The following is a 24962-nucleotide window of genomic DNA, read 5'->3' as shown; positions in this document are numbered from 1 at the left end:
GCGCCCGACACCTGGCACCGGTCCTTGGAAAGATCACTTCGGCCGCCCACGCTCGCCTTCCGCATGCACGCAGGACATGCACGCTCGAAGGGAAAGCGATGAGAGCAGCAGTCAAGTACGGGGCTCTGGCCACCCTCGGCTCCCTGGTCCTGTCGGCGCTCGTCGTCGCACCGGCGAGCAACGCGGCAGGCTCGGACACACGCGCCGCCGGTACGCACGGCGCGGGCACGGCGGCGGGCGCCGGTACGACGACCGCCGAGAGGTACGGCGTCGCGCTGGCGGCCGAGCGCGCCGCCGCCGCCGGGATCACGTTCGGCACCTGCCCCAAGAACGAGATGCTGCCCCCGCCCATCACCTGCGGCACGGTCAAGGTCCCGCTCGACTACGCGGCGCCCGATGGCCACACGATCGCGCTCACCGTCAGCCGGGTGCGCGCCTCGGGCAAGCCGCAGGACCGGCAGGGCGCCTTCGTCTTCAACCCCGGCGGGCCCGGCGCCTCCAGCATGTACTTCCCGATGGCGGCGGTCATGCCGGAGTGGAAGCGGATCGCCGCCGCGTACGACATCGTCGGCTACGCGCCGCGCGGCGTCGGCCACTCGGCCCCGCTGTCCTGCGAGGACCCCGCCGACTTCGCCAAGGCGCCGACCCAGTCGCCCCGGCATCCTTCGGAGTCGTACAAGCGGGAGCGGATCGCCGAGGCCAAGGCCTACGCCCAGGGCTGCGCCGACCGCGCGGGCGCCGCGCTGCCGTTCTACACGTCGCTGAACAACGCACGCGACCTCGATGTGCTGCGGGCCGCCCTCGGTGAGCAGAAGCTGACCTTCATGGGCTCCTCGTACGGGACGTACTTCGGCGCGCTCTACGCGACGCTCTTCCCGTCCCATGTCCGCCGTATGGTCTTCGACTCGGCGGTCGACCCGGACCCCCGGCAGATCTGGTACCGCAACAACCTCGACCAGTCGCGCGCCTTCGAGCAGCGCTGGGCCGACTTCCGCGCCTGGGTCGCCAAGCACGACAAGACGTACCACCTGGGCACGGACGCGGCGGCCGTGCAGAAGAGCTACGAGCAGGTGCGGGCCCGGGTGGCGCAGGAACCGGCCGGCGGGAAGGTCGGCCCCGGCCAGCTCCAGGCGGCGATGCTCGGGGCGGGTTACTACGACGACTACTGGGCGATGCGCGCCACGGCGCTCTCCGAGTTCGTCAAGGGCAACGAGCAGCCGCTGATCGAGCAGGCGAGTCCGCAGCCCGCGGCGGCCGTCGACAACGAGAACGGCAACGCGGTCTACACGGCGGTCGAGTGCAACGACGCGCCGTGGCCGACGGACTGGCACGTCTGGGACCGCGACAACACCGCGCTCGCGGCGCGGGCGCCGTTCGAGACGTGGGACAACGCGTGGATGAATCTGCCGTGCGCCTACTGGCCCGCTCCCCGGCAGCAGCCGGTCGACGTCCGCACCTGGCCGGGCCAGTTGCCGCCGACGCTGATCCTGGCGGCCGAGCGGGACGCGGCGACGCCGTACCCGGGCGCGCTCGAACTGCAGAAGCGGCTGGCGGGTTCCGTGCTGGTGACGGAGCGGAACGCGGGCACGCACGGCATCGCGGGCGGCAGCAACGCCTGCGTCAACACGTACGTGGAGGACTACCTGCTGACCGGACGGACGCCGGTGCGGCGCGCCGAATGCGCGCCGCACGCGGAACCGAACCCGGTGTCGCTGGACGGCCGGTCGGGCGGCCGGAAGCTGCCGCCGGTCGTCTGATCTTCCGGGAGTCGGACAGGTGGCCGGGCCGGCCGGTCAGGCCAGTCCCGCCACCAGGTCCGCCACCGACTTGCGGCGGCCCGTGAAGAACGGGATCTCCTCACGGACGTACTTACGGGTCTCGGAGCCCCGCAGATGGCGCATCAGGTCGACGATGCGGTACAGCTCGTCCGCCTCGAAGGCCAGGATCCACTCGTAGTCGCCGAGTGAGAACGACGCCACGGTGTTGGCCCGTACGTCGGGGTAGTCGCGGGCCATCTTGCCGTGCTCGGCGAGCAGCGCGCGGCGGTCGGCGTCCGGCAGCAGGTACCAGTCGTAGGAGCGCACGAACGGGTAGACGCTCACGTAGTCGCGGGGCTGCTCGTCGGCGAGGAACGCCGGGATGTGCGACTTGTTGAACTCGGCGGGGCGGTGCAGCGCCATGTTCGACCAGACCGGTTCGAGGGCGCGGCCCAGCTTGGTGCGGCGGAAGCGGTTGTACGCGTCCTGCAGCTCGTCCGAGGTCTCGGCGTGCCACCAGATCAGCACGTCGGCGTCGGCGCGCAGCGCGGACACGTCGTACGTGCCGCGCACGGTGACGTCCGCCTTCGCGAGCTGGTCGAACAGGGCCTGGACCTCGGCGGCGTGGTCGTCGCGGTCCTCGGGCAGCGCGTCGCGCAGCTTGAAGACGGACCACAGGGTGTAGCGGATGACCTCGTTGAGGTCCTTGGCCTTCTTGCCCGCGTTCGGGGACTTGTCCGGTGCAGCAGTCATGCGGCTATTCTCCCGTGCCCCGGCCGGTGCCCGGCGCCGGGGTGAGCGTGGCGATGATCTCGTCGGCGGCCCGGCGGGCGCTCGCGACACAGGCGGGGATACCGACGCCGTCGTAGGCCGCGCCCGCGACCCGCAGTCCGGGCAGCGCGCCGACCGCGGCACGCACCCGGGCGATCCTGGCCTGGTGTCCGACGGGGTACTGCGGCAGCCCGCCGGTCCACCGGGTCACCAGCGAGGCGACGGGTTTGACGGTGAGCCCGGTCGCCGCGCCGAGGTCGTGCACGGACAGGTCGACGAGTTCGGCGTCCTCGCGGTGCAGCTGCTCCTCCTCGCCGTAGCGCCCGACGGAGGTGCGCAGGACGAACAGGTCGGGGGCGGCCTCGGCGACCCAGCCCCATTTACGGGTGGAGAACGTGGCCGCCTTGATGGTGTGTCCGTCCACGGGCGGTACGAGAAAGCCGCTGCTGTCCGGCAGCGCGGCCAGGTCGGCGCGGCGGAAGGCCATGGTGACCAGCGCCATCGACGCGTACTCGATCGCGGCGAGTTCGGCCGACGCGGTGGGTGACGCGTCGGCGAGGAGCGCGGCGGCGGACCAGGCGGGGGTCGCCAGGACCACCCCGTCGGCGCTGAGCAGCTCCCGGTCGGTGCGCACCCGCCAGCCGTCGGCGGTGCGCGCGAGGCCGAGGACGGGGGTCTCCAGCAGGATCTCGCCGCCGGCTGCCCGTACGGCGTCGGCGACGGCGCCCGGCAGCCGGCCGATGCCGCCCCGGATGCCGGCGAAGACGGGGGCGCCGACCTGCTGGGGCCCTGCGGCGGCAGCGGCCTTGGCCTGGATGTCGCGTACGCCCGCGAGCAGCGAGTCGTGGTCCTGGACGGCGGCGAAGAGCTGTGGCACGGCGGCCTTCATCGAGATCCGGTACGCGTCGCCCGCGTAGACCCCGCCGAGCAGCGGCTCCACGAGCCGGTCGACGACCTCACGGCCGAGCCGCTCGGCGACGTAGTCACCGACGGAGACGTCGTCACCGACCTCGGTGCGCGGCAGCCCGGGTTCCGCCGCGATCCGGGCGAGTCCTTCGGCGGACAGCAGCCCGGCGAGCGCTTCGGGGTCCCCGGGGACGCCCATCACATGGCCCTTGGGCATCGGCCGCAGCTCGCCCCGGCTCCAGATGGCGGATCCGGCGGCGGTGGGCGGCTGGAGCAGGTCACCGAGCCCCACCTCGCGCGCGAGGCCGACGGCCTCCGGGCGGCGGGCCAGCATCGACTCGGCGCCGAGGTCGACGGGGGCGCCCTCGATCTCGCCGGCGCGCAGCTTTCCGCCGAGCCTGTCGGTGCCCTCCAGCAGCGTCACCCGTACCCCGGCGGTGACCAGCCGGTGCGCCGCCGCGAGCCCGGCGATGCCGCCGCCGGCCACCACGACATGCCTGGCGCGCTTACCAGGCTGCTCCGTTCCCGTGTCCATGGCCTCCACTCTCTCAAACCGCTCCGACATGCCGTGACCGAGTCCTGACCGTGACTGCTTCGAGACCGCGGAACGGCAACCCGCTCGGCGGTCCGTTACGTCGAACCGGCACGACGCACGATCGTTCACAGGGGGGCCGACATGCGCGCAACACCCGCTATCGCGGCAGTACTTCTCACCGCTTCACTCGCTCTCGCCGGTTGTTCGGCCGACGCGGACTCGGGCAGCGCCGACAAGGCGGCGAACAGCGCCGCCCGGCCTCGGGAGGGCGCGCCGGGCGCCGCGGCGCAGGCCGACGGCACACCGCGCGAGCAGCAGAAACAGCAGCAGGCGCCCGCGCGCTCCGCGACCTACGTCATCAGGACCGCGGAGCTGACCGTGCAGGTCGCGGACACGGAGAAGGCGCTCGCCACCGCCCGTACCACCGCCGTGGGGGCGGGCGGGCTCGTGCAGAACGAGTCCACCGAGCGGGACTCGACCAATCATGTGACCTCCACCATCGTGCTGCGGGTCCCGCAGGAGTCGTACGACGAGGTGCTGGACGAACTGGCCGGCACCGGGCGGCTGGTGGCGCGCAGCTCCGACGCGAAGGACGTCACCGACCAGGTGGTCGACGTCGATAGCCGGGTCTCCTCGCAGCGCGCCAGCGTGGCGCGGGTGCGGGAGTTGATGGACCGGGCCACGAAGCTCAGCGATGTGGTCGAGCTGGAAGGGCAGTTGAGCAGCCGTCAGGCCGATCTGGAGTCGCTGCTCTCCCAGCAGGCGTCGCTCAAGAACCGTACGAGCATGGCGACGATCTCGCTGAACCTGTCCCAGAAGCACGCGGTGGCGGCCAAGGAGAAGGCGGAGGACGATCCGGGCTTCCTGGACGCCCTGGGCGGCGGCTGGGACGCCTTCACCGGCACGCTGCGCTGGATCGGCGTCGTGATCGGCGCCGTGGCACCCTTCGCCGTCGCACTGGCGGTGCTGTACCTGCTGTGGCGGCTGGTGCGCGGCCGGCTGCCCCGCCGTACCGCGCCGGTCCCCGCCGCGCAGCCGCGGGAGGCCGCCGAACAGGAATGACGGCGTGAGCGCGTAGCGTTCGGTGGCAGACACCGGACGGAAGGAAACGGCATGGCGGCGGAGCGCTTGGTGGTCATCGGCGGTGACGCGGCGGGCATGTCCGCCGCGTCACAGGCCCGCCGGCTGAAGGGGCCGCAGGAGCTGGAGATCGTCGCCTTCGAGCGCGGCCACTTCACGTCGTACTCGGCGTGCGGGATCCCGTACTGGGTGAGCGGTGACGTCCGGGGTCCTGACGACCTGATCGCCCGTACGCCCGAGGAGCACCGCGAGCGGGACATCGATCTGCGGACCCGTACCGAGGTCACGGAGATCGACGTGGCGGGGCAGCGGGTCCGCTCCCGCGACCTGGACGGGGGCGGCGAGGGCTGGACGGGCTTCGACAAGCTGGTGATCGCGACGGGCGCCCGGCCGGTGCGGCCCGCGCTGCCGGGGATGGACGCGCCGGGCGTGCACGGCGTCCAGACGCTGGACGACGGCCAGGCGCTGCTGGACACGCTCGCCGGTTCCGGCGGCGGCCGCGCGGTCGTCGTCGGTGCGGGCTACATCGGCGTGGAAATGGCGGAGGCGCTGCTCAAGCGCGGGTACGAGGTCACCGTCGTGCACCGCGACGAGCAGCCGATGTCGACCCTCGACCCGGACATGGGGAAGCTGGTCCACTCGGCGATGGACGCGCTGGGGATCACCACGGTGGGCGGCGCGTCCGTCGCGGCGATCAGGACCGGCGACGACGGCCGGGTGCGCGCGGTGGCCACCGAGGACGCCGAGTACCCGGCGGACGTGGTGATCCTCGGTCTCGGCGTCGAACCGCGCACGGAACTGGCCCGCGAGGCCGGACTGCCCCTCGGGCCGAGCGGCGGGCTGCTCACCGATCTGGCGATGCGGGTGCGGGGGCACGACAACATCTGGTCGGGCGGCGACTGTGTGGAGGTGCTGGACCTGGTGTCGGGCACGACCCGGCACATCGCGCTGGGCACCCACGCCAACAAGCACGGCCAGATCATCGGGTCGAACGTGGGCGGCGGCTACGCCACCTTCCCCGGGGTGGTCGGCACGGCCGTCAGCAAGGTGTGCGACCTGGAGATCGCCCGCACCGGGCTGCGCGAGAAGGACGCCCGCGCGGTGGGGCTGCGGTTCGTGACGGCGACCGTGGAGTCCACCCACAGCGCCGGCTACTACCCGGGCGCGACGCTGATGACGGTGAAGATGCTCGCCGAACACCGCACCGGCCGGCTGCTCGGCACCCAGATCGTCGGCCACGAGGGCGCGGCGAAGCGGGTGGACATCGCGGCGGTCGCGCTGACCGCCGGGATGACCGTGGAGCGGATGACGACACTGGACCTCGGCTACGCGCCGCCGTTCTCCCCGGTCTGGGACCCGGTGCTGGTGGCGGCGCGCAAGGCGGTGACCAAGGTGCGCGAGGCGGGTATGTGACGTCCCGTCAGTGCGCGGTGCGCGTGTGGACGTATTCGGTGAGCCGGGTCAGCGCGTCCGGGTCCATCGTGGGCAGCACGCCGTGGCCGAGGTTGAAGACATGGCCTTCGAGCCCGGCCGCCGCTTCGAGCACCTCGCGGGTCTTCTCCTCCACCACCTCGGTGGGGGCGTAGAGCACGGTCGGGTCGAGGTTGCCCTGGAGCGCCTTGCCGGGCCCGACCCTGCGGGCGGCCTCGTCCAGGCTCACCCGCCAGTCGACACCGACGACGTCGGCGCCCGCGTCGCCCATCAGCTTGAGCAGTTCGCCCGTGCCGACGCCGAAGTGGATGCGCGGAACGCCGTACGGGGCGATCGTGTCGAAGACCTTCGCCGAGGCGGGCATCACATGGCGCTCGTAGTCGGCGGGGGCGAGGGCGCCGGCCCACGAGTCGAAGAGCTGGACGGCGCTCGCGCCGGCCTCGACCTGCACCTTCAGGAAGGCGCCCGTGATGTCGGCGAGCCGGTCCACGAGATCGGCCCACAGCTCGGGGTCGCCGTACATCATGGCCTTGGTGCGCTCGTACGTCCGCGAGGGGCCGCCCTCGATCAGATAGCTGGCGAGCGTGAACGGCGCACCCGCGAAGCCGATGAGCGGGGTCTCCCCCAGCTCGGCGGTGAGCATCCCGATGGCTTCGGTGACGTAACTGACGTCGTCCGGGGTGAGGTCACGCAGCCGGTCCAGGTCGGCGCGGCTGCGGATCGGGTCGGCGACGACGGGACCGACGCCGGGCTTGATGTCGAGGTCGAGGCCGATGGCCTTGAGGGGCACCACGATGTCGCTGTAGTAGACGGCCGCGTCGACCTTGTGGCGCCGTACGGGCTGCAGCGTGATCTCGGTGACCAGCTCGGGCCGCGTGCAGGACTCCAGCATCGGAATCCCCTCACGCACCTTCAGGTACTCGGGCAGCGACCGGCCGGCCTGCCGCATGAACCAGACCGGGGTGTGCGGCACCGGTTCCCGCCTGCACGCCCGCAAAAAGGGCGAATTGTGACTGACGGGGGGCTTTGTCGGCTGGCCCGAGGGGCGGTCGTTGACGCTCACGCCCAGAATCTTCGCATGTACGGGTAAGCGGCAGGGCCGGGCCGGGTGTCCCTCCCTGCGCGCGGCCCTGGTTCGGCCTAGTCTTCCCCGCATGGCTGCGGCTCAGGGACAGTTTTCCGATCATTCCAACGGCGCCGGTGACAACGGCAGTACGGACAGTACGGAGGGGAGTTCCGTGCCGCCCGCCTTCCGGCTCGCGGTCGAGGCGCTCCGGGGGGCGCGGTTGCGTCCCGAGATCGAGATCGACCCGACGAAACCGCCCCAGCGGCTCGCCCCGCACGCGTACGCGCTGGAGGCGGCGGTCGTGGACGGTGACGACGATCTGGCCGACGGCCGACTCGTCCTGCTGCACGACCCGGCGGGGCACGAGGCATGGCACGGCACGTTCCGCCTGGTGACGCTCGTACGGGCGGAGCTGGAGCCGGAGATGGCGGCCGATCCGCTGCTGCCCGAGGTGTGCTGGTCGTGGCTGACGGGCGCGCTGGAGGCGCGCGGCCTGTCGTACGGGGAGGCGAGCGGCACGGTGACCCGCGCGGGCTCGCACTACTTCGGCGGCCTCTCGGAGCGCAGGCCGGCGACGCAGATCGAGATCAGGGCGTCGTGGACACCGCGCGAGGGACACGGCGGGGTGCCGGACTCGGCGGCCCATCTGGCGGCCTGGTGCGATCTGTTGTGCCAGATCGCCGGACTGCCGCCGGCCGCGTCCGGCCCCGCGCCGGGCCAGCACGAGTCCGGGGCGGGCGTGGTGTCGCTGCCTCAGCGGCGCGGCCCACAGGCCCCCTGACATGCCCTCAGCGGGGGCGTCCGCTCGTAGGATGATCGATCACGCGTCCGAATTGCCCGAATTGTTACTCACCAAATCGTGATCTTTCTCTAAAGGCGGGCGCGATTGGTGCCGAAGAGGTCTATGACCCTTCAAACACGGTTCGCCCCGGCTTCACCCCCCAGAGGCCGGCTCGTCCCGCACCTTCCCCCAGGAGGCCTGGTGTCCGTTCTCCTTGAGCAGCCCGCAAGCCTGGTCGCCTACCGCCCGAACAAGCCGACGGCCATGGTCGTCGTGGCCGACCCACGCGTCCGCTCCACCGTCACCCGCCACCTGTGGGCCCTTGGAGTGCGTGACGTCATCGAGGCTTCGTCCATCGCGGAGGCCCGTCCCCGCGTCAGCAACCCGCGCGACATCTGCGTTGCCGACGTCCACCTGCCCGACGGTTCCGGGCTGACCCTGCTGTCCGAAACCCGGGCAGCGGGCTGGCCCAACGGCCTCGCCCTCTCGGCCGCCGACGACATCGGCGCGGTACGCAACGCGCTCGCCGGCGGCGTCAAGGGCTACGTCGTGACCGGTACGCGCAACAACATCGGCCACCCCACCCGTCCCGGCGCCGCACCCATCGGCGCAGGCCAGCGCATGCACCGCCGCCCCCCGGGGGCCCCGAGCCACCCGGGCGGCTACCGCGAGCTCTCCGGCCGTGAGGTCGAGGTGCTCAGACTCGTCGCCGAAGGTCAGTCGAACAAGGCGATCGGCGTCTCCATGGGCCTGTCGGCCCTGACCGTCAAGAGCCACCTCGCCCGTATCGCGCGCAAGCTCGGCACCGGCGACCGGGCGGGGATGGTCGCCGTGGCCCTCCGTACCGGAATCATCCACTGACCACTTCTCACCCCCTGCGCCCGCCGACAGAACGCATCGTCGGCGGGCGTAGTCCGTCGACAGATACCCTTGACAGGTGACCGACGCCCAAGAGACCGCAGCAGACGCAGCACTGCGAACCACCGGGGGCGCTCCTCCGGCCGACGTCGATTCGGCGCCGATCCCCTTGTTGGAGCCCCGCGAAGGCATTCCGCCGGTGGTCGCGACCGACGAGGCACTCGCGGAGGTGATCGCCGCGTTCGCCGCCGGTACGGGGCCGCTGGCCGTCGACGCGGAGCGCGCGTCCGGCTACCGCTACGGGCAGCGCGCCTACCTCGTCCAGCTGCGCCGCGCGGGCGCCGGCACCGCGCTGATCGACCCCATCGGCTGCCCCGACCTCTCCGCGCTCGGCGACGTACTCGCCGACACCGAGTGGATCCTGCACGCGGCCACCCAGGACCTGCCGTGCCTGCGCGAAATAGGCATGACGCCCACCCGGCTGTTCGACACCGAGCTGGCAGGCCGGCTGGCGGGCTTCCCACGAGTCGGCCTCGGGGCGATGGTCGAGAACGTCCTCGGCTTCGCCCTGGAGAAGGGCCACTCCGCCGTGGACTGGTCCACACGTCCGCTCCCCGAGCCCTGGCTGCGGTACGCCGCGCTCGACGTGGAGCTGCTCGTGGACCTGCGCGACGCGCTGGAGAAGGAGCTGGACCGCCAGGGCAAGCTCGACTGGGCGCTCCAGGAGTTCCACGCCATCGCATCGGCTCCGCCGCCGCCCCCGCGCAAGGACCCGTGGCGCCGGACGTCCGGCATGCACAAGGTGCGCCGGCGCCGGCAGATGGCCGTCCTGCGCGAGCTGTGGAACACCCGCGACCAGACGGCGCAGCGGCGCGACATCTCGCCGGGCAAGGTGCTGAGCGACGCGGCGATCGTCGAGGCGTCGCTGGCCCTGCCGGTCAACGTGCACGCGCTCACGGCGCTGCCCGGGTTCGGGCACCGGATGGGCCGGCGGCAGCTCGAACAGTGGCAGGCGGCGATCGACAGGGCACGCGCCCTGCCCGACGCGGAGCTGCCCCAGCCGGGCCAGCCGCTCCAGGGCCCGCCCCCGCCGCGCTCGTGGGCGGACAAGGACCCGGAGGCGGCGGCCCGCCTCTCAGCGGCGCGCGCGGCGGTCTCGGCGCTGGCCGAGCAGCTGAACATGCCGCAGGAGAACCTGATCACGCCGGACACGGTGCGACGGGTGTGCTGGGAGCCGCCGTCGGACCCGTCGGTCGCGACGGTCGCGGAAGCCCTGACCAGCCACGGCGCCCGCCGCTGGCAGGTGGAACAGGTGGCCCCACTGCTGTCGAAGGCACTCACCCCGGAGGCGTAGTCGCCGTCCGGCGGGGGTTGCGGGTTTTGGGCTGCGCCGCGCTTATCCGGTGGCGGGTTCCGGGTCCTGCGGAGGGGGGTGTCCGGACTGCTTGTCGCATGAGCTCCTTCGCTTTACGTCCGGACACCCCCCTCCTCCGGCCCCGGCCCCCTCCCCCCGGCGGTCAGCCACACCCGCCCGCATCAGCGCGGCCGAGCGGTGCCCTGCGGGCCGAGGGAACATCCCTGGCGTGAACGCCCGGCCGCCGGCCCTTGGTGGTCGCGGCGCAGCCGATTCGGGCGGCTGGGGTGAAGGGGGTCGTGCAGGGGTGGTGTCCGGAGCGTAGAGCGTGATTTGTGGCGCATCTCGGCGGTGGCTCCGCGTCACGGGAGTACGCGCCGTAAATCATGCAGCGCAGGACACGACCCCGGAACGGCCCCCGGCACCAACAGCAACCCAGACCCGCAACCACAAACCGCGCCGGACGGCGACACCGCAACCAAGACCCGGTCACCCCCAACGCTGGGCACCGCTGTTACCCGCGAGTAGCATGGGCCGGAGCGCGCCGCACGGCGCACGCGCGCCGCACGGCGCACCCGCATCCTGGAGGAGAGATCGTGCCTCGTACCGTCAGGGACGTCGTCTTCGTCGACGGCGTCCGCACCCCGTTCGGCAAGGCGGGCCCCAAGGGCATCTACCACGAGACCCGGGCCGACGATCTGGTCGTCAAGGCGATCCGCGAGCTGCTGCGCCGCAACCCGGACCTCGACCCCGCCCGGATCGACGAGGTCGCCGTCGCCGCGACCACGCAGATCGGTGACCAGGGGCTCACGCTCGGCCGTACCGCCGGGATCCTCGCCGGGCTGCCGCAGTCCGTGCCCGGCTACTCGATCGACCGCATGTGCGCGGGCGCGCTGACCGCGGTGACGACGACCGCCGGGTCCATCGCCTTCGGCGCGTACGACGTCGTCATCGCCGGCGGCGTCGAGCACATGGGGCGCCACCCCATGGGCGAGGCCGTCGACCCCAACCCGCGCTTCGTCTCCGAGAAGCTCGTGGACGACTCCGCGCTGTTCATGGGCATGACGGCGGAGAACCTGCACGACCGCTTCCCGCAGCTCACCAAGCAGCGCGCCGACGAGTACGCCGTGCGCTCGCAGGAGAAGGCGGCGAAGGCGTACGCGAACGGGAAGATCCAGCAGGACCTGGTGCCGATCTCGATCCGGCGGACCAACCCGGAGGCCGGTGAGACCGGCTGGGGGCTCGCGACCGCCGACGAGCCGATGCGTCCGGGCACCACGCTGGAAATGCTGGCCGGGCTGAAGACGCCGTTCCGGCCGCACGGCCGGGTCACGGCGGGCAACGCGGCGGGGCTCAACGACGGCGCGACCGCCTCGATCATCGCCGCCGAGGACTTCGCGCGCGAGCAGGGCCTGCCGGTCAGGATGCGGCTCGTCTCGTACGCGTTCGCCGGCGTCGAGCCCGAGGTCATGGGGTACGGCCCGATCCCCGCGACGGAGAAGGCGCTCGCCAAGGCGGGGCTCTCGATCTCCGACATCGGCCTGTTCGAGGTCAACGAGGCGTTCGCGGTGCAGGTCATCGCGCTGCTCGACCACTACGGCATCGCCGACGACGACGAGCGCGTCAACCAGTACGGGGGCGCCATCGCGTACGGCCACCCGCTGGCCTCCTCGGGCGTGCGGCTGATGACCCAGCTGGCCCGGCAGTTCGAGGAGCAGCCCCATGTGCGCTACGGCCTGACCACGATGTGCGTCGGCTTCGGCATGGGCGCGACGGTCATCTGGGAGAACCCGCACTTCGACGGAGGCACCAAGTGAGCACGACTGCTGAGCTGCTGAAGGGCGCGGCCGAGCTGTACCCCGACGAGGTCGTGACCCAGGCGCACGTGCGCCATCTCGATCTGCCCGGGGCCGGGCGCTTCGCGCTGATCACCCTCGACAACGGCTTCGACCACACGAAGCCGACGACGATCGGCCCGCAGTCGCTGGCCAATCTGGACGCGGCGCTCGACCAGGTCGAGCGGGAGGCGGCCGAGGGCACGATCGTCGGCGTCGGTATCACCGGCAAGCCGTTCATCTTCGCCGTGGGCGCGGACCTGAAGGGCGTGGAGCTGCTGAAGCGCCACGAGGACGCGCTGGCCATCGGCAAGGGCGGCCATGACGTCTTCAAGCGGATCGCCGCGCTGCCGGTGCCGACGTTCGCGTACTACAACGGCGCCTCGATGGGCGGCGGCGTCGAGATCGGGCTGCACTGCCAGTACCGTACGGTCTCCGCCTCGACCCCCGCCTTCTCGTTCCCCGAGGTGTTCCTCGGTCTGGTGCCCGGCTGGGGCGGCTGCACGATCCTGCCGAATCTGATCGGCGCCGACCGTGCGGTTTCGGTCATCATCGAGAACGCGCTCAACCAGAACAAACAGCTCAAAGGCGCCCAGGTCGTGGAGCTGGGGATCGCGGACGCGATCTTCGAGGGCGCCGACTTCCTGGAGCAGTCGCTGCTCTGGACGGCTTCGGTGCTCAAGGGTGAGCTGGCCGTCGTACGGCCCGAGGTCGACCGGGGCGAGGCGTGGGACCAGGCCGTGGAGCGCGGCCGGTTCATCGCCGACTCGAAGGTGCACGGCGCGGCTCCCGCCGCGTACCGCGCGCTCGACATCATCGCGGCGGTCAAGGACGGCGACCTGCAGGCGGGCTTCGACGCCGAGGACAGCGCGCTGGCCGATCTGATCATGAGCGGAGAGCTGCGCGCCGGGGTCTACGCCTTCAACCTGGTGCAGAAGCGCGGCAAGCGGCCGGTGGGCGCGCCGGACAAGGGCCTGGCCCGGCCGGTCACCAAGGTCGGGGTCGTCGGCGCGGGTCTGATGGCGTCGCAGTTGGCGCTGCTGTTCCTGCGCCGTCTTGAGGTGCCGGTCGTCCTCACGGACATCGACCAGGACCGGATCGACAAGGGCGTCGGCTATGTCCACGCCGAGATCGAGAAGCTGCTGGGCAAGGGCAGGATCAACCAGGACAAGGCCAACCGGCTCACCGCGCTGGTCACCGGGGTGCTGGACAAGGCCGACGGGTTCGCCGACGCCGACTTCGTCATCGAGGCCGTCTTCGAGGAGATGAGCGTCAAGCAGCAGGTGTTCGCCGAGGTGGAGGCGGTCGCTCCGGCGCATGCCGTCCTCGCGACGAACACCTCGTCGCTCTCGGTCTCCGAGATGGCGTCGAAGCTGAAGAACCCGGAGCGGGTCGTCGGTTTCCACTTCTTCAACCCGGTGGCGGTCCTGCCGCTGCTGGAGATCGTCCGCGGCGAGCAGACGGACGACGCTTCGCTGGCGACGGCGTTCGGCGTGGCGAAGAAGCTGCGGAAGACGGCGGTGCTGGTGAAGGACGCGCCGGCGTTCGTCGTCAACCGGGTGCTGACGCGGTTCATGGGCGAGATCCAGAACGTCATCGACGAGGGCACCCCGGTCGCCGTCGCCGAGCGCGCCGTGGAGCCGCTGGGGCTTCCGATGTCGCCGCTGGTGCTGCTGGAGCTGGTCGGTCCCGCGATCGGGCTGCATGTCTCCGAGACGCTGCACCGGGCGTTCCCCGACCGGTTCACCGTGTCGGAGAATCTGGCGGCCGTCGTGAAGGCCGGCAAGCGCGGCTTCTACACGTACGAGTCCGGCGCGCCGGTGCTCGACCCGGAGGTCGCGGCGCTGCTGAAGCAGGGCGACACGGTCCTGGACGAGACGCAGGTGCGGGCGCGGGTGCTGGACGCCGTGGCGCAGGAGATCGGGCTGATGCTGGACGAGGGCGTCGTCGCCGAGGCGCAGGACATCGACCTGTGCCTGATCACGGGCGCCGGCTGGCCGTTCCACCTGGGCGGGGTCACGCCGTATCTGGACCGCGAGGGCGTGTCGGAGCGGGTGAACGGCAAGCCGTTCCTGGCGCCGGGCGTCGCCAGCGTTCCCGCGTAATCCGTTCCCGCGTAATCCATAAAAAGGGGGCCCTGCGGCGACAAGCCGCAGGGCCCCCTTTCCGCACGCTAGAAGCGGGTCCAGGCGGCCAGCGCCAGCCCCTGCTCGGCCTTCTGCCGGGCCACCCGCAGGGTCCCGTCGAGACCGATGGCCGCCAGGACCACCCGGCCCTCGGCGTCCAGGGCGAGGGCGGGTGCGCCGACGCACGGTTCGCCGGTGGGGGTCCAGTTGAGGCCCACCGACTCCTCCTCGGTCGGGTAGGCGGCGATGGTGGGCCGTCCGTCCAGGCCGCGCTGGGCGAGGATCGTGCAGTCGAAGCCGTCCACGGGGGTGCGCAGCAGGGCGACCGGGCCCGTGCCGCGTCCCGCGAGCACGGCGGGCTCGGTGCCGGGCCGCCAGGCGCGGATCGCGCCGTCGCCCGCGTCGCGCCAGAAGTGGGTGAGCCCTTCGGCGCTGGTGCGCTCGACGGTGATGGTGCCGGGTACGACGTTCGCCGCCGGCTCGTCGGTGTCGCGGATGAGCGGCTTGTCGGCGGCGGGGCGGTGCCAGCGCAGCAGCGTCCCTTCGGCGGGTACGACCACGTCGACCGCGCCGTGTCCCGCCACGGCCGCCGCGGCCTCGCCGGTCGCCGGTGTCCCTTCGGCCAGCACCCGGCCCCAGCCGCGCCAGCCGCCGGTGGGGTTCTGTCTGCGGACGGAGAGGGCGCCGTCGGTGTTGCGGACGAACAGCTGCATGCCGCCGGTCGAGTCGAGGACCGCCGACGGCAGCCCGACCTGGACGGCCTTGGCGCGGTCCTTGCCGTGCGGGTTGCTCAGCGGCAGCCAGTCACGCAGCGGGCGGCCCGTCTGGAACTGGATGGCGTAGGCGAAGTCGATGTCGTCGGGGCCGTCGGTGCGGGGGCGTCTGCGGACGCCCATCAGGTGCACGTAGCCCTCGGCGCTCTGCGAGATGGAGAGGTACGGCAGCATGCCGCGCGCTTCCAGCCGGTCGGGTCCGGTCCATTCGGGTCCACCGGGCCTGGCCTCGGTCCACCGGAGCAGGGCCTGGTCGACGGGCGAGTAGGCGCTGAGCCTGCCGTCCTTGCCGCGCAGCAGCCAGCCGGTGGTCGCCGGGAGTGTGGCGTCGGCGGCCATGGGGGGCCTGCTCTTACGGTCGGAACCGGGAGCTTTACCCATGCCGTCCTCCGGCTGCTTCGACGTCCGTGCGGACCTCATTGCCATCGCCCAACGCCACCTTCCCGAGCGCAGGAACTCGGAGGAATCTCGACGGACTGATGATACTCGCACGCGCCGGCGCGGCATCTGGCGCGTCCCGCTGTGCCAGGCTGCTGAGGTGCGGATACTGCTGATCGTCGACGCGGCGAACGTGGTGGGCTCGGTGCCCGACGGCTGGTGGCGCGACCGCCACGGGGCTGCCGAGCGGCTGCGTGACTCCCTGGTGGCCGTGGCCAAGCACGGAGTGACCGGCTTTCCTGGCCCGCTGGAGGTCGTGCTCGTCACCGAGGGCGGCGCGCGCGGGGTGGCGTCCGTGCCGGGCGTACGGGTGGAGCCCGCACCCGGCAGTGGCGACGACCGGATCGTGGAGCTGGCAGCGGCAGCGGCGACGGCCGGCCGTCACTGTGTGGTCGTGACGGCCGACCGCGAGCTGCGCCGCCGGGTGGGCGAGCACGGCGCGCGGTGCGCCGGGCCCAGAACCGTACGGCCGGCGGCCCGGTGATCAGCGGCCGGTGCGGCCGAGGCGGCTGTGCCGCCGTCCGTAGACGAAGTACACGACGAGCCCCACGGCCATCCAGATGCCGAACCTGACCCAGGTCTCGGCGGGCAGGTTGACCATCAGCCACAGCGAGGCGAGCACCGACAGGATCGGCACGAGCGGCACCAGCGGCGTACGGAACGAGCGCTCCAGGTCGGGGCGCTGCTTGCGCAGGATGATCACGCCGATCGCGACCACGACGAAGGCGAACAGCGTGCCGATGTTGACCAGTTCGGCGAGGGTGTCGATGGAGGTGAACCCCGCGACGACCGCGACGATCAGACCGAGCAGGATGGTCGAGCGGTAGGGCGTCTTGAACTTGGGGTGGACGTGCGAGAAGGTCCGCGGCAGCAGTCCGTCGCGGCTCATCGCGAAGAACACCCGGGTCTGGCCGAGCAGCAGGATCAGACAGACCGAGGTGAGCCCGACGGCGGCGCCGAAGCTGATCAGACCGGCCCAGAAGGGGTGTCCGACGGATTTGAACGCGTCGGCCAGCGGGGCGTCCACGGTGAGTTTGGTGTAGTGCTCCATGCCGGTGACGACGATCGACACGGCGACGTAGAGCACGGTGCAGATGAACAGCGAGCCGAAGATCCCGCGCGGCACGTCGCGTTGGGGGTTGTTGGTCTCCTCGGCGGCGGTGGCGACGATGTCGAAGCCGATGAACGCGAAGAACACGACAGCGGCGGCGCTGAAGATGCCCATGATGCCGAAGTTGGACGGCGTGAAGCCCGCGATCAGCTGGATGAGCGGCGAGGTCAGGCCGTCGCCGCCCTTGACGTCCTGGGCGGGCGGCACGAACGGGTCGTAGTTGGCGCCGGTGATGAGGAAGGCGCCGACGATGATGACGATCAGGACGACGGTGACCTTGACCGCGACGATGACGTTCGTGACGCGCGAGGACAGCTTCATCCCGACGACGAGGATGCCGGTCAGCACGAGCACGAGCAGCACGGCGAGGATGTCGAAGCCGAAATGCCCGCCGTGGGTGCCGGACAGGCCTGCGGGCAGATGGAAGCCCGCCGTGTCGAGCAGTGAGCGGATGTAGCCGGACCAGCCGACCGCCACCACCGCACAGCCCAGGGCGAGTTCGAGGACGAGGTCCCAGCCGATGATCCAGGCGGGCAGTTCGCCGAGTGAGGCGTAGGAGAAGGTGTAGGCGGATCCGGCGACCGGCACCGTCGAGGCGAACTCCGCGTAGCAGAGCGCGGCGAGGCCGCAGACGACGCCGGCGACGACGAAGGCGAGCGCCGTGGACGGACCCGCGTTCTCCTTGGCCACTTTGCCGGTCAGGACGAAGATGCCGGTTCCGATGATGACGCCTACGCCGAAGACCGTCAGGTCGAGGGCGGTCAGCGACTTCTTGAGCGCGTATTCAGGATCTTTGGTGTCCTCAATCGACTGCTCGACCGATTTCGTGCGGAACATACCGTTCTTGGCTGGTTCCGTGTCCTGCTGGCTAGTCACCGGCGTACCTCCGAGCGCATGGTTACCGATCATGATCGAGAGACCTTGCGCACCCGGCTACCCGTATCGTCGCCCTTCACACGGATGGGCCTGCCGGACCACCCTTACGATCTGACTACGCAAGGGGATCCGGCAGGCCCGGGGTTCGTGTCCGCGGACGACCGTCAGTCGCGGGCGGCCTCGGCGGGCGCGTCGGCGAGCCGGCCGTCGATCCTGGCGACGAGCCCGGTGACCTGACGGGCGATGTCCGGCGCCGTCAGACCGATCTCGGCCATGACCTCCTTGCGCGCCGCGTGGTCGAGGAAGCGCGGCGGGATGCCGAAGTCCCGCAGCGGTACGTCGACCCCGGCGTCGCGCAGCGCCTGGGCGACGGCGGAGCCGACACCGCCGACCCTGCTGTTGTCCTCGACGGTGACGACGACCCGGTGCTGTTCGGCGAGCGGCGGCAGCGCCTCGTCCACGGGCTTGACCCAGCGCGGGTCGACGACCGTGGTCGAGATCCCCTGCTTGTCGAGGAGCGCGGCGATCTCCAGGCACATCGGCGCCAGCGCGCCGACGGAGACCAGCAGCACGTCGGCCGCCTCGCCCTCGGGCCTGCGCAGGACGTCCATGCCGCCGATCCGGCCGACGGCCGAGACGGCCGGGCCGACGGCGCCCTTCGAGTACCGCACCACGGTCGGCGCGTCCTCGACCTGGACCGCCTCGCGGAGCTGGGCGCGCACCTGGTCGGCGTCGCGCGGGGCGGCGATTCGCAGCCCCGGCACGCACTGGAGGATCGACATGTCCCACATGCCGTTGTGCGAGGCGCCGTCGGTGCCGGTGATGCCGGCCCGGTCGAGGACGAACGTCACACCGCAGCGGTGCAGGGCGACATCCATCAGCACCTGGTCGAAGGCGCGGTTGAGGAAGGTCGCGTAGACGGCGAAGACGGGGTGGAGCCCGCCGGTGGCCAGGCCGGCCGCCGACACGGCGCCGTGCTGCTCGGCGATGCCGACGTCGTACACCCGGTCGGGGAACGCCTTGGCGAACTTCTCCAGGCCGAGCGGCTGGAGCATGGCCGCGGTGATCGCGACGATGTCGGCGCGCTCGTGCCCGAGTTTGACCATCTCCTCGCCGAAGACCGAGGTCCAGTCCATGCCGGCGGCGGCGATGGGCAGTCCGGTGTCGGGGTGGATGGGGCCGATGCCGTGGAAGCGGTCGGCCTCGTCCTGCTCGGCGGGCTTGTAGCCGCGGCCCTTCTCCGTGATGCAGTGCACGATGACCGGGCCGCCGAAGCGCTTGGCGCGCAGCAGCGCCGACTCCAGGGCCTCGATGTCGTGGCCGTCGATGGGGCCGACGTACTTCAGGCCGAGGTCCTCGAACATGCCCTGCGGGGCGATGAAGTCCTTGAGGCCCTTCTTGGCGCCGTGCAGCGTCTCGTACAGGGGCTTGCCGACGACCGGGGTACGGCCGAGGAGGTCCTTGCCGCGGGCCAGGAAGCGCTCGTAGCCGTCGGTGGTCCGCAGGGTCGCCAGATGGTTGGCGAGGCCGCCGATGGTCGGCGCGTACGAGCGTTCGTTGTCGTTGACGACGATGACCAGCGGGCGGTCCTTGGCGGCCGCGATGTTGTTCAGCGCCTCCCAGGCCATCCCGCCGGTGAGCGCGCCGTCACCGATGACGGCGACCACGTGGTCGTCCTTCTTCAGGACCTCGTTGGCCTTGGCGAGGCCGTCGGCCCAGCCGAGGACCGTCGACGCGTGCGAGTTCTCGATGACGTCGTGGTCGGACTCGGCGCGTGACGGGTAGCCGGACAGGCCGCCCTTGCTCTTGAGCTTGGAGAAGTCCTGGCGTCCGGTGAGCAGTTTGTGCACGTACGACTGGTGACCCGTGTCGAAGAGGACTCTGTCCCTCGGCGAGTCGTAGACCCGGTGCAGCGCGATGGTCAGTTCGACGACGCCCAGGTTGGGGCCGAGGTGGCCGCCGGTCTTGGACACCGCGTCGACGAGAAAGGACCGGATCTCCCCGGCCAGCTGGTCCAGCTGCTCGGGACCGAGCCGGTCCAGATCACGCGGTCCCTTGATGTGGGTCAGCAACGGCACCCGTGCCTCCTAGCGTTCGAGCTGGTCGAGCTCTGCCGATCTCTACCGATCCGCAGAGTCTAATGTTCCCGAAGGGACGCCGTTCGTCAGGCGACGCGTTTGTATGTCACACCTTCGGCTGGGAACCACCCTTCTCTCTTGCGTCCCCGCGCCCGTTGTGCCAGGCCACGACCGGGCGGGCGGCTCCCGGTCCCGGGCGGTTCAGCGCCGAGGCGGCTCGTACCGTGCGGCTCGGCCTCGGCCTGCGCACCGGCGAGGCGGGCGGGGCCTGGAGCGGGTACCCCTGGACGCAGCCGTGCCCGGCACCCTGGTGAGGGCGCCGGGCACGACCCGCGGGAACCGCGGTCAGGCGCGACCCGCGGACTTCTGGGTCTTGCGGGTGACGGCGTCGATGACGACCGTCGCCAGCAGCACCGCGCCGGTGATCATGTACTGGATCGGCGAGGCGATGCCCTGGAGGTTGAGCCCGGCCTGGATCGAGAAGATCACCAGTACACCGAGCAGAGCGTTCCAGGTGCGGCCACGGCCACCGAAGAGGCTGGTACCACCGATGACCGCCGCGGCGATCGAGTTCATCAGGAGGTCACCACTACCGGCGCCCTGGTTGGCGGCGACGATCTTGGAGGCGATGAACAGACCGCCGAGGGCGGCGAAGGTACCGGCGATGGCGAAGACCGAGATCCGGACCATCGTGACGTTGATACCGGCACGCCGGGCGGCCTCGACGCTGCCGCCGAGTGCGAAGACCTTACGGCCGTACGAGGTGCGGCGCAGCAGGAAGTCCGTGCCGACCACGACGACGATGAACAGCACGAAGGCCAGCGGCAGGCCCTTGTACTGGTTGAACAGGATCGCGACCACGAAGGCGGCGACGGCGAGCAGGGCGGTGCGGACCACGATCTCGCTGTTCGGCCTGGACGGCATGCCGGCCCTGGCTCGCTTGCGGTTGTCCGTGAACGTCATCACGAAGAACAGCACGACGGCGGCGATCGCCAGGATGTAGGCGGCTGCCACGTCCGTGAAGTAGTACGAGGTCAGCTTGCCGACGACATCGTTGCCGTTGAGGTTGATCGTGCCGTCGTCGCCGAGCACCTGGAGCATGAGGCCGTTCCAGAACAGCAGACCGGCCAGGGTAACGGCGAAGGCGGGCACACCGATCCGGGCGAAGAAGAACCCGTGGATCACGCCGGCGACGGCGCCCGTGAGGATGGCGACGATGAACGCCAGCCAGGCGTTCATGCCGTGGGTGATGCCCAGCACACCGAAGACGGCGCTCGCCAGACCGCTGACCGAGCCGACCGAGAGGTCGATCTCACCGAGCAGCAGCACGAAGACGATACCGACGGCGATCATGCCGGTGCCGACCATGGTGACCGAGATGTTGCTGAAGTTCTCGGCGGACAGAAAGCGCGAGTTGAGGCTGGTGAAGATCGCCCAGATGATGATCAGGCCGATGACGACGGGCATGGAGCCCAGTTCGCCCGCCTTGATCTTGCGGCGGAACTCCGTTATGTAGCCACCGAAGCCCTGCTCGCGCACGAGCAGCCGGGGGTCGACCGCAGTCACGGCGCCCTCGGCGGCAGCCGGCGCGTCCACCGCCCTGTGGCGCGGTGAGGAGGTCTTGTCGATACTCACTTCTGAACCTCCACGTTGCGCGACGCACGGCGGGTCACGGCGTTGTCCGTGGCACCGGTGATGGCGGCGATGATCTCTTCCTGCGAAGTGGTCCTGACGTCGAAGACGCCGTTGTTGCCACCGAGCCTGAGCACGGCGACGCGGTCGGCGACGGCCTTGACGTCGGCCATGTTGTGGCTGACCAGCAGGACGGCCAGACCGCGCTCACGCAGCCGCTCGACGAGGTCGAGGACCTGCGCGGTCTGTTCCACACCGAGGGCCGCCGTCGGCTCGTCGAGGATGACGAGCTTGGGGTTGCCGAGCATGGAACGGGCGATCGCCACTGTCTGGCGCTGACCGCCGGAGAGGGAGGCGATGGGGATCCGGACGCTGGGGATACGGATCGACAGCGTGTCGAGCAGTTCGCGCGAACGGCGTTCCATCTCGACCTCGTTGAGGACACCCCAGCGGTGGAGTTCACGTCCGAGGTACAGGTTGCCGACGACATCGAGGTTGTCGGCGAGCGACAGGTCCTGGTAGACCGTCGCGACGCCCAGGTTCTGGGCGTCGTGCGGCCGGCTGATCGAAACCGGCCTGCCTTCCCATTCGATGACGCCGTCATCGATGGGGTTGACGCCGGCGATGGTCTTCACCAGCGTTGATTTTCCGGCTCCGTTGTCGCCCACAAGGGCGAGAACCTCACCGGGATGGACCTCAAGCTGAACATCGGTGAGCGCCTGGACGGCACCGAATCGCTTGGAGACCCCTCGCAACGCCAACACGGGCGTAGCGGTCACGTGAACCATCTCCTTCGCCGCCTGACCGGCGGGGATGCCGCGCCGGGGTGAGGCGCGGTGGGTCGAGCAGAAGAGAACATACGGAACCCGCCGCGTGAGCGACGGTTCGTTGTGAAGTGTTCCGTCCGGCGCCCCGCCCCTGCTTGCGGGGCTGTTGACGGGCGAGGCGCCGGACAGGCTTCACGGGGTGGAGCAGTCCACCGGGAGAACCCGGAGAGGGACTACTTCACACCGGCCGCGTCACAAGCGGCCTTGAACTGGGGGGTGCAGATCTTGTCGACGGGGTAGATGCCGTCCTTGATCACCGTGTCGTTGATGTTCGCCTTGGTCAGCGAGACGACGGGGACGATGGTGGTCGGGATGCCCTTGTTGGTGGGGCTGTCGACCGTGTCCTTGGCGATGGGGGCCAGGTCCTGGCCCTTCGCCAGCGCGACGGCCATCTGGCCGGCGACGGAGGCTTCCTGCGGGTAGGACTTGTAGACGCTCATGAACTGCTCACCCGCGAGGATGCGCTGCACACCGGCGAGCTCGGCGTCCTGGCCCGTGACCGGGGGAAGCTTCGAGAGACCGGCCTGCTTGAGGGCCTGGATGATACCGCCGGCCATACCGTCGTTGGCGGAGTAGACACCGACGATCTTGTTCTTGCCGATCGCCGTGATCGCCGCCTCCATGTTGGCGTTGGCGTTCTCCGGCTTCCACTCCTTGGTGTCGTACTCGCGGGCGATCTTCACCTTGCCGTCGAGGACGGAGTGGGCGCCCTTCTTGAACAGCGCGGCGTTCGGGTCGGTGCTCGCGCCGTTCATCATGACGATCTCGCTCGTCTTGGTGGCCTTCGAGCCGAGCTCCTTCAGGAGCGCGTTGCCCTGCACACGGCCGACCTCTTCGTTGTCGAACGAGGTGTACGCGTCGATCGGGCCCTCGGCGAGACGGTCGTACGCCACGACCGGGATACCGGCCTGCTTGGCCTTCGTGACCGAGCTGGCGATCGCCTTCGAGTCCACGGCGTCGACGATCAGCACGTCAACCTTGTTGGTGATCATGCTGTCCGCCTGCTGGTTCTGCAGCGAGGCGTCCTGCTTGGCGTTCTGGTAGATGACCTTGCCCTCACCGTTGGTGAGGTCGGAGATCCGCTTCTCGATGAGGGGCTTGTCCAGCGCCTCGTAACGCGCCGTCTGGTTCTCCGGGAGGAGCAGACCGACGGTTATGGCGTTCGAGTCGGACTTCTTCTTGGGAGCGTCGGCCTTGTCACCGGACTCCTTGGCGCTGCCACAGGCAGCGAGGGAAACAGCCATTGCGGTGGCTGCGACAGCCACGGCGGCACGACGCATGTTCGCGTTCACTTCGAAAAACCTCCCTGACGAGGCCGCGTCGTTGCGGCCGAGGTGGCTGGAAGTCAACTCGGGTCCGAGGGCGACGTCAAGGAGTAAATCCTTAACGAGATGACAACGGTGCCATTCGTTATCTAAGTGAAGGCAGGTGTATTCGCCGGCAGCGCGCTCTCCAAAAGGGTCGAATCGCCCATTTCGCTCAAGACGAGAGCCAGTGCGCCGAGCACCTCGGCCCGTCCGCCGAGAGCGCCTGGAAGCACCGAGAGCTGCCGTGCCGCGCTGGGAATCGCGTACCGCGAGACGGATTCGCGTATCGGCGCGAGCACCAGCTCCCCAGCCTCCGCCAAATCGCCGCCGAGCACCACCCGGCTGGGGTTCAAGAGGTTGCACAGATTGGCGACTCCGCTGCCGATGTGGCGTCCGACGTCCGCCACGACCCTGCGGCAGCCCGGGTCGCCCTCCCTGGCGAGCTGGACGACCCGCTCCATCGTCAGATCGACCCCGTGACTGGACTGCAGGAGGGGCAGGACGTACCGGGCGGCGGTGAACGTCTCCAGGCACCCCCGGTTCCCGCAGCGGCACACAGGGCCTGACTCGTCGAGCGTGATGTGCCCGATCTCGCCCGCCGTGCCGCCGGGCCCCCGGTAGATCTGGCTGTCTATGACCAGACCGGCGCCGACCCCGCTGGCGACCTTGATGTAGGCGAGGTCCTTGACCCCGCGACCGCTCCCCCACACCAGCTCGCCGAGCGCGCCGAGGTTGGCATCGTTGTCGACGTAGACCGGCACCCCGAGGCGGCCCGCCAGCTCGTCACTGGGGTTGATCCCCGTCCAGCCCGGCAGGATCGAGGTGGAGCCGAGGGTGCCCGACTCGACGTCGATGGGGCCGGGAACGCCCAGCCCGACGCCGATCACCTTCTGCCTGCTGACGCCGGTGGTCACGATCAGCCGCTCCACCAGCTCCTCGGCCCGGCCGAAGCCCTGCGCCGACGACGCGTCCACGTCGAGCGGTTCGGACTCCTCCGCGAGCACCTGGTGGGCGAGGTTGCCCACGGCGACCCGCAGATGGGTATGGCCGAAATCCACTCCTATGACGATGCCCGCGTCGGCGCTGAGAGCGACACTTCGCGCCCGGCGGCCCCCCGCCGACGTCGGCGTGACCTCCACGGTCCCGCTGTCCTTCAGCTCTCGGACGATATTGGAGACCGTGGCCGCCGACAGTCCGGTGCTCCGGGCGATCTCCGCCTGGGTGAGCGAGCCGGCCATGCGCACCGCGCGCACCACCCGCTCGAGGTTGGCCCGGTGCAGAGACGACTGCGACCCTGGAGTCTCCACGACTCATCCACTCCTGCCCTAGGCAGGCGGCACGACCACCGCCCCCGGCCGGGGTCGCGCCAATGAGACCCCGACGTATCTCCAACTTGTGAACCCTAAGCTCAGCCTTTCGG

The 24962-nt window shown here is 70.7% G+C and carries 19 protein-coding genes; 9 read left to right on the top strand and 10 right to left on the bottom strand.

The annotated features are described in order from the left end of the window. The first annotated feature begins 98 nt into the window (after positions 1–98). Positions 99–1757: an alpha/beta hydrolase gene (locus tag OHS57_RS29535; protein WP_328583843.1), complete on the top strand. Its 1659-nt coding sequence runs from the start codon at positions 99–101 to the stop codon at positions 1755–1757. A 36-nt stretch (positions 1758–1793) separates the two neighbouring features. Here OHS57_RS29535 and hemQ read toward each other — a convergent pair whose 3' ends face one another. Further along, positions 1794–2510 carry a hydrogen peroxide-dependent heme synthase gene (gene hemQ / locus OHS57_RS29530; protein ID WP_041992062.1) on the bottom strand — a complete coding sequence of 239 codons (717 nt, stop codon included), beginning with the start codon at positions 2508–2510 and terminating at the stop codon, positions 1794–1796. A 4-nt stretch (positions 2511–2514) separates the two neighbouring features. Then, complete coding sequence (hemG, locus tag OHS57_RS29525) at positions 2515–3969, bottom strand: protoporphyrinogen oxidase (RefSeq protein ID WP_328583842.1); 1455 nt, start codon at positions 3967–3969, stop codon at positions 2515–2517. A gap of 141 nt (positions 3970–4110) precedes the next feature. Here hemG and OHS57_RS29520 point away from each other — a divergent pair, with 141 nt between their 5' ends. Both OHS57_RS29520 and OHS57_RS29515 read left to right on the top strand, forming a co-directional pair. Then, positions 4111–5031: a DUF4349 domain-containing protein gene (locus OHS57_RS29520; protein ID WP_328583841.1), complete on the top strand. Its 921-nt coding sequence runs from the start codon at positions 4111–4113 to the stop codon at positions 5029–5031. Between the two features lie 51 nt (positions 5032–5082). Continuing rightward, positions 5083–6462, top strand: a complete 1380-nt coding sequence (locus OHS57_RS29515) for an FAD-dependent oxidoreductase (protein WP_328583840.1) — start codon at positions 5083–5085, stop codon at positions 6460–6462. Positions 6463–6469: 7 nt separating this feature from the next. Here the strand turns inward: OHS57_RS29515 and hemE are convergent, their stop codons facing one another. Further along, on the bottom strand, positions 6470–7543 hold the full coding sequence (gene hemE / locus OHS57_RS29510; RefSeq protein WP_328583839.1) for a uroporphyrinogen decarboxylase: 1074 nt from the start codon (positions 7541–7543) through the stop codon (positions 6470–6472). A 91-nt stretch (positions 7544–7634) separates the two neighbouring features. On the opposite strand from hemE, the gene OHS57_RS29505 reads away from it, so the two are divergent. The 5 genes from OHS57_RS29505 (at position 7635) to OHS57_RS29485 (ending at position 14479) form a co-directional block, all read left to right on the top strand. Continuing rightward, positions 7635–8327, top strand: coding sequence for a DUF3000 domain-containing protein (locus OHS57_RS29505; RefSeq protein WP_041992051.1), 693 nt, complete (start codon positions 7635–7637; stop codon positions 8325–8327). A 201-nt stretch (positions 8328–8528) separates the two neighbouring features. Next, positions 8529–9188, top strand: a complete 660-nt coding sequence (locus tag OHS57_RS29500) for a response regulator transcription factor (protein WP_041992049.1) — start codon at positions 8529–8531, stop codon at positions 9186–9188. A 76-nt stretch (positions 9189–9264) separates the two neighbouring features. Continuing rightward, positions 9265–10539, top strand: a complete 1275-nt coding sequence (locus OHS57_RS29495; protein WP_328583838.1) for a ribonuclease D — start codon at positions 9265–9267, stop codon at positions 10537–10539. 596 nt (positions 10540–11135) lie between these two features. After that, on the top strand, positions 11136–12356 hold the full coding sequence (locus tag OHS57_RS29490; protein WP_041992046.1) for a thiolase family protein: 1221 nt from the start codon (positions 11136–11138) through the stop codon (positions 12354–12356). Further along, positions 12353–14479 carry a 3-hydroxyacyl-CoA dehydrogenase NAD-binding domain-containing protein gene (locus OHS57_RS29485; RefSeq protein WP_041992043.1) on the top strand — a complete coding sequence of 709 codons (2127 nt, stop codon included), beginning with the start codon at positions 12353–12355 and terminating at the stop codon, positions 14477–14479. Before OHS57_RS29490 ends, OHS57_RS29485 begins: the two co-directional genes overlap by 4 nt. A gap of 68 nt (positions 14480–14547) precedes the next feature. Here OHS57_RS29485 and OHS57_RS29480 read toward each other — a convergent pair whose 3' ends face one another. Continuing rightward, the gene (locus OHS57_RS29480; protein ID WP_041992040.1) at positions 14548–15654 is read right to left on the bottom strand and encodes a hypothetical protein; all 1107 of its coding nucleotides are present in this window, start codon (positions 15652–15654) and stop codon (positions 14548–14550) included. Positions 15655–15811: 157 nt separating this feature from the next. Between OHS57_RS29480 and OHS57_RS29475 the strand changes: the two genes are divergently transcribed. Further along, positions 15812–16195: an NTP pyrophosphohydrolase gene (locus OHS57_RS29475; RefSeq protein ID WP_107070121.1), complete on the top strand. Its 384-nt coding sequence runs from the start codon at positions 15812–15814 to the stop codon at positions 16193–16195. Here OHS57_RS29475 and OHS57_RS29470 read toward each other — a convergent pair whose 3' ends face one another. The 6 genes from OHS57_RS29470 to OHS57_RS29445 all read right to left on the bottom strand — a co-directional run bounded on the left by OHS57_RS29470 (position 16196) and on the right by OHS57_RS29445 (position 24849). Continuing rightward, a complete protein-coding gene (locus OHS57_RS29470; protein ID WP_041992037.1) occupies positions 16196–17659 on the bottom strand; it encodes an amino acid permease in 1464 nt (487 codons plus the stop codon). 203 nt (positions 17660–17862) lie between these two features. Further along, entirely contained in the window at positions 17863–19776 is a 1914-nt protein-coding gene (dxs, locus tag OHS57_RS29465; protein WP_041992034.1) for a 1-deoxy-D-xylulose-5-phosphate synthase, read from the bottom strand. 345 nt (positions 19777–20121) lie between these two features. Continuing rightward, on the bottom strand, positions 20122–21411 hold the full coding sequence (locus tag OHS57_RS29460; RefSeq protein WP_041992030.1) for a sugar ABC transporter permease: 1290 nt from the start codon (positions 21409–21411) through the stop codon (positions 20122–20124). Continuing rightward, entirely contained in the window at positions 21408–22196 is a 789-nt protein-coding gene (locus OHS57_RS29455) for an ATP-binding cassette domain-containing protein (protein ID WP_041992027.1), read from the bottom strand. The genes OHS57_RS29460 and OHS57_RS29455 overlap by 4 nt, the downstream gene beginning before the upstream one ends. Before the next feature lie 212 nt (positions 22197–22408). Next, positions 22409–23515 carry an ABC transporter substrate-binding protein gene (locus tag OHS57_RS29450; RefSeq protein ID WP_041996982.1) on the bottom strand — a complete coding sequence of 369 codons (1107 nt, stop codon included), beginning with the start codon at positions 23513–23515 and terminating at the stop codon, positions 22409–22411. A 134-nt stretch (positions 23516–23649) separates the two neighbouring features. Then, positions 23650–24849 carry an ROK family transcriptional regulator gene (locus tag OHS57_RS29445; RefSeq protein ID WP_041992024.1) on the bottom strand — a complete coding sequence of 400 codons (1200 nt, stop codon included), beginning with the start codon at positions 24847–24849 and terminating at the stop codon, positions 23650–23652. Positions 24850–24962 lie beyond the last annotated feature (113 nt).

The sequence above is a fragment of the Streptomyces sp. NBC_00370 genome (assembly GCF_036084755.1).
Classification (GTDB): domain Bacteria; phylum Actinomycetota; class Actinomycetes; order Streptomycetales; family Streptomycetaceae; genus Streptomyces.
This window is presented reverse-complemented; position numbering and strand designations above follow the sequence as displayed.

Excerpts from the sequence above, each read along its gene's own strand:
- OHS57_RS29535 (WP_328583843.1), top strand. The coding sequence starts at position 99 with ATGAGAGCAGCAGTCAAGTACGGGGCTCTGGCCACCCTCGGCTCCCTG.
- OHS57_RS29520 (WP_328583841.1), top strand. The coding sequence starts at position 4,111 with ATGCGCGCAACACCCGCTATCGCGGCAGTACTTCTCACCGCTTCACTC.
- OHS57_RS29515 (WP_328583840.1), top strand. The coding sequence starts at position 5,083 with ATGGCGGCGGAGCGCTTGGTGGTCATCGGCGGTGACGCGGCGGGCATG.
- OHS57_RS29480 (WP_041992040.1), bottom strand. The coding sequence starts at position 15,654 with ATGGGTAAAGCTCCCGGTTCCGACCGTAAGAGCAGGCCCCCCATGGCC.
- hemQ (WP_041992062.1), bottom strand. The coding sequence starts at position 2,510 with ATGACTGCTGCACCGGACAAGTCCCCGAACGCGGGCAAGAAGGCCAAG.
- OHS57_RS29470 (WP_041992037.1), bottom strand. The coding sequence starts at position 17,659 with ATGTTCCGCACGAAATCGGTCGAGCAGTCGATTGAGGACACCAAAGAT.
- hemG (WP_328583842.1), bottom strand. The coding sequence starts at position 3,969 with ATGGACACGGGAACGGAGCAGCCTGGTAAGCGCGCCAGGCATGTCGTG.
- OHS57_RS29450 (WP_041996982.1), bottom strand. The coding sequence starts at position 23,515 with ATGCGTCGTGCCGCCGTGGCTGTCGCAGCCACCGCAATGGCTGTTTCC.
- OHS57_RS29455 (WP_041992027.1), bottom strand. The coding sequence starts at position 22,196 with ATGGTTCACGTGACCGCTACGCCCGTGTTGGCGTTGCGAGGGGTCTCC.
- OHS57_RS29505 (WP_041992051.1), top strand. The coding sequence starts at position 7,635 with ATGGCTGCGGCTCAGGGACAGTTTTCCGATCATTCCAACGGCGCCGGT.